Annotated in this window: 8 protein-coding genes; 5 read left to right on the top strand and 3 right to left on the bottom strand. The window is 62.9% G+C overall.

Features of this window, described 5'->3' with window-relative positions:
- Window positions 1-136: 136 nt before the first annotated feature.
- Window positions 137-1,366 carry a pyridoxal phosphate-dependent aminotransferase family protein gene (locus NZM16_RS00250; RefSeq protein ID WP_295450724.1) on the bottom strand — a complete coding sequence of 410 codons (1,230 nt, stop codon included), beginning with the start codon at window positions 1,364-1,366 and terminating at the stop codon, window positions 137-139.
- A 716-nt stretch (window positions 1,367-2,082) separates the two neighbouring features.
- Here NZM16_RS00250 and rlmN point away from each other — a divergent pair.
- The 3 genes from rlmN (at window position 2,083) to NZM16_RS00235 (ending at window position 5,041) form a co-directional block, all read left to right on the top strand.
- A complete protein-coding gene (rlmN, locus tag NZM16_RS00245; RefSeq protein ID WP_295450722.1) occupies window positions 2,083-3,162 on the top strand; it encodes a 23S rRNA (adenine(2503)-C(2))-methyltransferase RlmN in 1,080 nt (359 codons plus the stop codon).
- Window positions 3,159-3,836 carry a ribulose-phosphate 3-epimerase gene (rpe, locus tag NZM16_RS00240; RefSeq protein WP_295450719.1) on the top strand — a complete coding sequence of 226 codons (678 nt, stop codon included), beginning with the start codon at window positions 3,159-3,161 and terminating at the stop codon, window positions 3,834-3,836. The genes rlmN and rpe overlap by 4 nt, the downstream gene beginning before the upstream one ends.
- Window positions 3,837-4,156: 320 nt before the next feature.
- Window positions 4,157-5,041, top strand: coding sequence for an ROK family protein (locus tag NZM16_RS00235; RefSeq protein WP_295450716.1), 885 nt, complete (start codon window positions 4,157-4,159; stop codon window positions 5,039-5,041).
- Between the two features lie 230 nt (window positions 5,042-5,271).
- On the opposite strand, the gene NZM16_RS00230 is transcribed toward NZM16_RS00235, so the two are convergent.
- Both NZM16_RS00230 and NZM16_RS00225 read right to left on the bottom strand, forming a co-directional pair.
- Complete coding sequence (locus NZM16_RS00230) at window positions 5,272-6,120, bottom strand: GNAT family N-acetyltransferase (protein WP_295450713.1); 849 nt, start codon at window positions 6,118-6,120, stop codon at window positions 5,272-5,274.
- A gap of 25 nt (window positions 6,121-6,145) precedes the next feature.
- Window positions 6,146-6,613 carry a V4R domain-containing protein gene (locus NZM16_RS00225; protein WP_295450710.1) on the bottom strand — a complete coding sequence of 156 codons (468 nt, stop codon included), beginning with the start codon at window positions 6,611-6,613 and terminating at the stop codon, window positions 6,146-6,148.
- 515 nt (window positions 6,614-7,128) lie between these two features.
- On the opposite strand from NZM16_RS00225, the gene NZM16_RS00220 reads away from it, so the two are divergent.
- Together NZM16_RS00220 and NZM16_RS00215 are read left to right on the top strand one after the other, a co-directional pair.
- Window positions 7,129-7,650, top strand: coding sequence for a sigma-70 family RNA polymerase sigma factor (locus NZM16_RS00220; RefSeq protein ID WP_295477688.1), 522 nt, complete (start codon window positions 7,129-7,131; stop codon window positions 7,648-7,650).
- 85 nt (window positions 7,651-7,735) lie between these two features.
- Window positions 7,736-8,080 (top strand): hypothetical protein, encoded by a 345-nt coding sequence (locus NZM16_RS00215; protein WP_295450704.1) that lies wholly within the window; start codon window positions 7,736-7,738, stop codon window positions 8,078-8,080.
- Window positions 8,081-8,268 lie beyond the last annotated feature (188 nt).

Below are 8,268 nucleotides of genomic sequence, written 5' to 3'. Positions count from 1 at the left end.
CCCGACAGAGATATTCATCGAGCGGCAGAGGGGACGCCTCCGAAGGATATGCTTTTGGAAGGTTGGGGTGTGTGGACGGTTGGGGGGTGGGGCCGGGGGCTCGGGGCCCCCGGCCCCACACCCCTTCTCCCTCCTCTCAGGAGCCCGTGGATGGCGCAGGCTCTTCCACGTGCGCTGTCGAAGGGTTAATCAGCCCCATCATCCGTCCGACCTGCTCGAAGATCTCCAGGCCGCGCTCCAGCTGCTCATCGGTGTGGGTGGCCATATAGGACGTGCGCAGAAGCTGCTTTCCGGGGGGAACCGCAGGCCCCACCACGCAGTTCACGTAGACGCCCTCCTCAAACAGGGCCTTCCATGTCAAGGCAGTCCGGATATCATCGCCGATGATGATCGGCACGATCGGGGTCTGACTGGGCCCGATGTCGAAGCCCAGGCGCTTGAGCTCGTAGCGCATCTTGGCGCCGATCTCATTCACCCGCCGGATCCGCTCAGGCTCCTCCAGCATAATCTCGAGGGCTGCTAACACAGCGGCCACGTTCGGCGCGGGCAGGCTGGCGCTGAAGATCAGGGAACGAGCATGATGCTGGATGTAATGGATCACCGGCTCGTCCCCCGCGATGAAGCCGCCGATGGAGGCGAAAGACTTGCTGAAAGTGCCCATAATGAGATCCACCTGTTCCGTGAGTCCGAAATGGGCCGCCGTCCCCTGGCCGTTCGGCCCGAGCACCCCGAGGGAATGGGCGTCGTCGACCATCAACCGCGCTCCGTATTTGCGACAGACTTCCACCAATTGCGGCAACGGCGCGATGTCGCCCCCCATCGAGTAAACGCCGTCCACCACCACCAGTTTGCCTGCCTCCGGCGGAAGGGCGGCTAGCTGTCGCTCCAGGGCGGCGATATCATTGTGGGAGAACCGCTTGGTGACCCCCATGGACATGCGGGCGCCGTCCACGATGCTCGCGTGATCCTCCTTATCCAGGATCACATAATCCCCCCGCCCGACCAGCGCGGAGATCGTCCCCAGGTTGGTCTGGTAACCGGTCGAGAACACCAGCGCCGCTTCCTTGCCGACGAAGGCCGCCAGGCGCTCCTCCAGCTCCCGGTGCAAACGCAGGGTTCCGTTCAGGAAGCGAGAGCCCGTGCATGAGGTCCCGTATCGCCTCACGGCGTCGATGGCCGCCTCTTTGACTTTCGGGTGAGTGGTCAATCCCAGGTAGTTGTTGGATCCGAACATCAAAATCCGGCGCCCCTGGTAGACCACTTCCGTTCCCTCGGTGTCGTCGAGGGGGATGAAATACGGATAGAAGCCGGCCGCCATCGCCTCTTTCGCAGTGGTGAACCCATAGCACTTCGCAAAGATATCCATCGCTTCCTCCCATCGGGTTCGATTGAACGATCACGCTGCTTGCGGCCCATATCCGGATTAGGGCTTCAAAGGCTGGGCAGGCTCCATGCGACGGCCCGCCCAACTACCCTCAACCCCCCGTTTGCAACAGAGCGCTTTGCCCTGCCATTGGGAAAGAGGGGAGACGCCGCTGCGTGGCGAGTTTCGACAGCTTACACCCTATCCATTGTAGGAAGAGCGCCCTTGAAGTCAATTCCATCGAGCTCCTGCCCGGCAACCCTCCCCGCTTCGATAGCGATTCCTGGAGAGGGATGGGATTCTCAATTTGTGGATAAGGAAGGCCGCCGGAGGCAGCTTTCCTCATCCACGAAATCGAAAAGATGTCCCCTCTCCATGCCCTGGGGGGCGGGGAGGAGGGGGGAGAAAGGAATCTGGCGGGGGCGGTGTGGGAAGCCAAAGGCTCCCACACCACCCCTGAAAACCTCCCAATCCAAAACACGGAGGGGAGGGCTTCGCCCGGCATGGATTTGCCTCCCAGCCGATCTCTCGATTAGGATGAACTTGCCTCGTGTCCCCTCCATCCCTGCGCTGAGGCGGCGCTCAACAACTGGCGGATGGAAGGGCTGGGGGAACAGCCCCTCCCCGAGGCCCAAAGGGCCTTGGCGAGGTCGCTGAAAAACCGACGAAATGGGAAGCAGGTTCAGTTCCCAGCGAACATAACCCCACAGGATGCCGAGATGCGTGGATTACTGGATCTATCCCTGGAAGAGCTCACCGAGGTCCTGGAGAGCTGGGGAGAGCCGCCCTATCGGGCCCGTCAGATCTGGAACTGGGTCTATCGGCGCGACGCCGCCACCTTCGAGGCGATGACCGATTTGCCCAAAGCCCTGCGGGCCCGGCTCGCGGAGACCTTTGCGCTATCGACCCTTCGACCGCTGGCCGAACGGGTCTCCCAGGATGGGTGGACCCGGAAGTGGCTCTTCGCGCTGCCGGACGGGACGGAGGTGGAGGCGGTGCTGATGGAATACACCGACCGGCGCACCGCCTGTGTCTCGACCCAGGCGGGTTGCGCCATGGGTTGTCCCTTCTGCGCCACCGGGCAAATGGGTCTCATGCGCAACCTCACCGCCGGTGAGATCGTGGAGCAGGTCCTCTGGATCGCCCGCTGGCTGGCCGCCCACGGCGAACGGTTGACCCATGTGGTGTTCATGGGAATGGGCGAGCCTTTCGCGAATTACGCCAACACCGCCAAAGCGCTGCGCCTTCTCATCCATCCAGATGGCCTTCATCTGGGCCAGCGTCGCATCACTGTTTCCACCGTGGGGATCGTCCCGGGCATCCGGCGATTCGCCCGGGAGGGATGGCAGATCAACCTGGCCATCTCCCTTCATGCAGCTACCGATGAGCTGCGCGATCGGCTGGTTCCGATCAACCGCGTCTATCCCCTCCGCACATTGATGGGAGCGATCCGCGATTACATCGAACAGACCCATCGGCGGATCACGTTCGAATGGGTGATGATCCGGGGCGTCAACGACACCCTGGAACAGGCCGAAGCGCTGGTGGGATGGATCCGGGGGATGCTGGCCCATGTCAACCTGATCCCCCTGAACCCCACTCCGGGGTTTCCAGGGGAAGCCTCTCCGCCGGAACGCGTGGAGGCTTTCCGACGTGTCCTGGAAAAGGCCGGGATCCCCTGCACGGTCCGGGTGCGGCGAGGGATCGACGTGGCGGCAGGCTGTGGCCAGCTGCGGGCGGAGACGATCGGGCGTCGTCCGCGGATCGCTGGCGTTCCCCTCCGGGAGGTGCCGGCATGACGAGGATCCGGATCGCGCCCTCCATTCTCTCCGCGGATTTCACCTGTCTGGCCCGGGCGGTGACCGAGGTCGCCGAGGCCGGGGCGGACTGGATCCACGTGGACGTCATGGATGGCCATTTCGTCCCGAACCTGACGTTCGGGATGCCGATCGTGGCGGCGCTGCGCCGGATCACCGGTCTTCCTCTGGATGTGCATCTGATGATAGAGGCCCCGGAGCGCTACTTAAAGGCGTTCGCTCGCGCGGGCGCGGATCGTCTGATCGTCCACGTGGAGGCATGCCCTCACCTCCATCGAGTGATCCAACAGATCCGGGGGCTGGGCTTGCGGGCTGGCGTGGCCTTGAACCCGGCCACGCCTCTGAGCGCGCTCGAGGAAATCCTGCCCGACGTCGACCAGGTGCTGATCATGACCGTCAACCCGGGATTCGGGGGCCAGGCGTTTATCGAGCGGATGCTGGAAAAGGTGCGTCGGGCGCGGAGGATGATCGATGCCCTCGGTCAGCCCATCGAGCTGGAGGTGGACGGCGGGGTGGGGCCGGAGAACGCCCCTGTTCTGGTGGAAGCAGGCGCCACCGTTCTGGTCGCCGGGGCCTCGATCTTTGAGGCCCCCGAAGGCCCCGCGGAAGCCCTTCACCGTCTCCGAAGGGCCATCGAGAGCATCCGCGTGGGATGATCGACGCGCGGTAGCGCCGCTCCCTCAGGGAGATCCAGGGGAAAGGGCGATCGTCGCAGCCCTTCCGCCTGTTAGCGGTAAAGCACGATCCGGCGCGCCAGAAGAGAGGCGGCGAGGCCTCCGCGGGGGAGAGCGAGGCCCCCGCCGAGCTCATCCTCTTATCCCATCCCAAACGCCCGATCGCTCGCCGGGAGGCTCGCCCTCCTGGGGCTGATCTCGGATGGCGCCCCTCAGGCTACCGCCTTCGCACACCGCCTGGCGCGCCCTGCGAAAGGAACAGATCTTCTTCCTCATCTTCTACAACCTGGAGCGAGAACCCCATGGGGCTCTATGGCGCGATCGAAGCGGGCGGCACCAAATTCCTCTGTGCCGTGGGAACCGGGCCGGAGGATCTGCGGGCGGTCACCCGCATTCCCACCACAACCCCGGAAGAAACGATGGAACGGGTCATCGCCTTCTTCCAGAACTTCCATTCGACGCTTCAGGCCATCGGGATCGGAGCTTTCGGCCCTCTCGATCTGAACCCGAATTCTCCCACCTTTGGCACCATTCCCACTACCCCAAAGCCAGGATGGTCCGGTGCGAACCTTTTGAAGCCCCTTCAGGACGTGTTCCATGTCCCTGTCCACCTGGAGACCGATGTAAACGCAGCCGCTCTCGGCGAGGGACGGTGGGGCGCGGCCCGGGGCCTGGAAACCTTCGTTTATCTGACAGTGGGGACCGGCATCGGAGGTGGCGCAGTGATCCACGGACGGCTCCTCCATGGCGCCCTCCATCCGGAGATGGGACATATCCGCATCCCTCACGACTGGGGACGGGATCCCTTCCCCGGGATCTGTCCGTTTCACGGGGATTGTCTGGAAGGGCTGGCCTCGGGGCCGGCGCTGGAAGCCCGCTGGGGGCAACCGCCGGAGTCCCTGCCCTGGGATCATCCTGCGTGGGATCTGGAGGCGGAATATCTGGCTCTCGGTTTGCAGAGCATCCTCTGCATCCTGGCCCCGGAGCGGATCATCCTGGGGGGCGGTGTGATGGAGAACCGGAGTCTGTTCCCTCGTATCCGGCAACGGGTAAAGGAGCTTCTGAATCGCTATCTGCCGATCCCGGCGTTGCAAGGGGATCTGGAGGATTACATCGTGCCTCCGGCGCTGGGGGAGCGAGCAGGGCTGCTCGGAGCGCTTGCCCTCGCAATCGGTGAAACGGATTGACACGATTTCAGTAATCGGAACTGGCCCAGAGTTCCCGACTGGTCTGATCGAGGCCAATCGCCTGCCTCCTGGTGCACCTTATCGCCTACAGCCGCTGCGCAGGCCGGAAGGACTCATATGGGAGATCGCGGCGCCGATCTTTCAAGGGTGGCGGGGGTGCTGCGGCTGGGCCTGCAGGATCTGGCGGTGAACATCGCCGCGCCCGCTCTCCGTGATCGTGGAGAACGATTTCATTCCCCCTTCAATGAACAACCCCAGATGGAGATCTCCTGACCAGTGGGGTGGAAGCCGAAACGCCGGTAGAGGGCCTGGGAGGCCTGATTTTCGATCTGGGTGTTCAGGGTGATCGGGTAAGCCCCCAAATCGATCAGATACCGCAGGCTCTCCGCCAGCAATCGCGCTCCAATGGCCCGCCCCTGATGCGCTGGATGAACGGCCAGGCGAACGATGTGGCCATGCATGCCATAGAGGTCCGTGAACGCATACCCGATGATCTTGCCCTCCTCCTCCGCCACAATGAAATAAGGCACCTGACGCCACGCTCGGGTCAAAATCGTTGGGCCATACCACCACATCGGCTCAAAGGCCAGCCGATCCACCTCCGCGATGCGAGGGATATCCACCAGCATAGCCCGCCGAATGTGAACGGGGGCAGCCGGGATCTCCGGGATCCGCCAGTCGTCCTTCCGCAGGGTGATCACTACGGTCTGTTGGGTGAAGCCGGCCGCCTGATAAACGGGCTCTAGCCATTCCCCATAGGCCATCCCGACCACCTGCTCCGCCCCCTGACGGACCATCGCGCGGGCGAAATGGGGCCAGAGTTGCCGGAACAGCGCAACCGCGTCCTCGTCATCGGCCACGGCCGCCCCTCGCAGCCATGCCACCGGGCTATCCACCTGGATGCCTAACCAGAACGCTACAATCCGCCCCATTCGCTCCACAACCCATGCGGTGGGTGCATCCAGCCACTCCTCCAGAGACCACCAGTCCAGGGCCAGCTGCGCCCGTCGATGTCCTCGGATCAGTTGGAGGATCGCCGTTCGGTCGGCCCGGGTGGCCGGACGGGCATGGACGAACAAAGATCACCTCCGCTTTACCTACTCTTTAGTTTTCGACCTCGGCCACGAAGTAACAGATCGAACCCTCAACGGCGGCACAAGTCACTTCCCGAACCCGCACGGTGCGCTGGAGAGCGATCTCCAGGAAGCCAGCGATGTAGCCGGCCAGAGGATGGCAGATGGGCTTTTTCTGTGGTCTTAAGCCTTCCGCGAGGATCGAGCCCTCTACTTCGATAGAGAGCGAGGAATCCTTCCATCGCCAGGAGGCACGCCCCCAGTTCGCTGCTTCGAAGGCGACCCGCGCGGCCTCCAGCAATTCTTCCCCCTCCAGTCCCAGGCGTTCTCGAAGGAGCTGAGCGCCCCGGATCCCGGCCTGTCGCCCGGCTTGATACAGGACGCCACCAACCCCCAGCCCGGCCAGCCGGAGCACAGCCCCATACAGCGAAATCAGCCCGGCTCGATCGATGAGCACGGATTCCTGACGGATCGTTTCAATCACCTGGGTTTTGTCCATCGTCGGATTTCCTCCGCCACCCGGAATGATTCGCTGTCCCTCCTCCCGCTCCTTGGTATACTTAAGTTACAGGAACGTGGCAAATCCGGCTGTCCCTTGAACGGGTTAGCGCCGATTCCGCCACCGATAGCGGTTGAGAGTGGAACGGGAGCCTGTTGCATTCCAGATATCGAGGCGCAACCCATCCGCACCACACCCATTTGATCCTTTCAGTAAATCCCAGGGCGGGTCTGAGCACGGGGACAAACCGCTGCGGAACACTTAGTCTTGAAAAGCCGTTCTGCCTGCCTGAGGAGCGTCGCCGCGTCTCTCTCTGAGATGGGAAGCGCTCGCCTCAGCAAGAGCCTTTGACAGGCCCAGTCTGTGATCTACTGCAATCCCCAAACATCCAACACTGGAAGATCGCAACAAGCGATCCTGAAGTAAGCTCCCATCACGAATTGGCAGGAACGGTGTTTTTATTTATGAGCGCCCAACGTTCTTCCACACATTCTCGGGAAAACGAACGAAGGCTGGTGGAACGAGCCCGGCGGGATCCGGAAGCCTTCGGGGAGCTTTATCTTCGCTATGTCCGCTCGATTTACAACTACATCTTTTACCGAACCGGAGATCCCGAGGAAGCAGAGGATCTGACCAGCCGGGTCTTCCTGCAGGCGCTGCAACATCTGCCGAGGTTCCAGGAAAGAGGCCTCCCTTTCGCCGCATGGCTGTTTCGCATCGCTCATAACCTGGTGGCCAACTGGCATCGGGATCGCCGGCGCCATCCCACGATCCCGTTTTCGGAGAACGGGCATGACCGGGACCCCGAACGCGTGGAAGCGGCCCTGGAACATTGGGAGAAACGGGAACGGCTGTTAGAGGCGATTCGACGTCTGCCGCCGGACCGGCAACAGTTGTTGATCCTGAAGTTTGTGGAAGGGCTTCCGAATGCCGAGATCGCCCGGATTATGGGGCGAACCGAAGGGGCGATCCGGGTGCTGTATCACCGCACGCTGGAGGCGCTCCGAAAGGAGCTGACGCGGGAACTCTCCGGCTAACCCGCCAGCGATACAGGATCCCTTCTCGAGAGCGGGGCAAGCCCCGGGGCTGGGTTGTGTGGTAGAACGCCATCTGGAGGACCGCATGCCGGATCTGGCCCACTGGTTAGAACTCCACGCCACGCGATTGCGGCAGGGACTTCGAGGGGATGCCGCTTTTCCGCTTCCTCCGTTAACCTTTTCTCCAGAAGAACGAGAGCTTTTCCAGCTTGCCGAACGGCTGGCGGAGACCCTGCGTCCGGTGGAACCTCGACCGACCTGGGTGGCCTCTCTATATGAGCGCCTGATGGGAGAGGCCCATCGGCAACATTGCGTCTCGACCCCCTCGCCGTTGCTCTCGCGGTGGTGGCTCGGAGTGATCCTGGGGACAGCCGCCCTGGGGATCTGGGCGTATCGCCGGCTACACACCCCGCGCCATCCAGGGACATGAGGGGGCAGGATGGGCGGCCCCCCGGCCCACCCTGCCCCTCTGATTTTCCTGTAAGTGATCTCAAAAGAGTTACGCTATTGTTTTGTCTGGTTATAAGCTGGGGATCTAAGGAACCGAAGTCCGTCCGGGGGGCGGTGGTCACCCCCCTAAAAATCTTTCGGGGGCGGTGGGGGGGGGGGGGGGGGGGC

The sequence above is a fragment of the Thermoflexus sp. genome, from assembly GCF_025055495.1.
Taxonomy (GTDB): domain Bacteria; phylum Chloroflexota; class Anaerolineae; order Thermoflexales; family Thermoflexaceae; genus Thermoflexus.
This window is presented reverse-complemented; position numbering and strand designations above follow the sequence as displayed.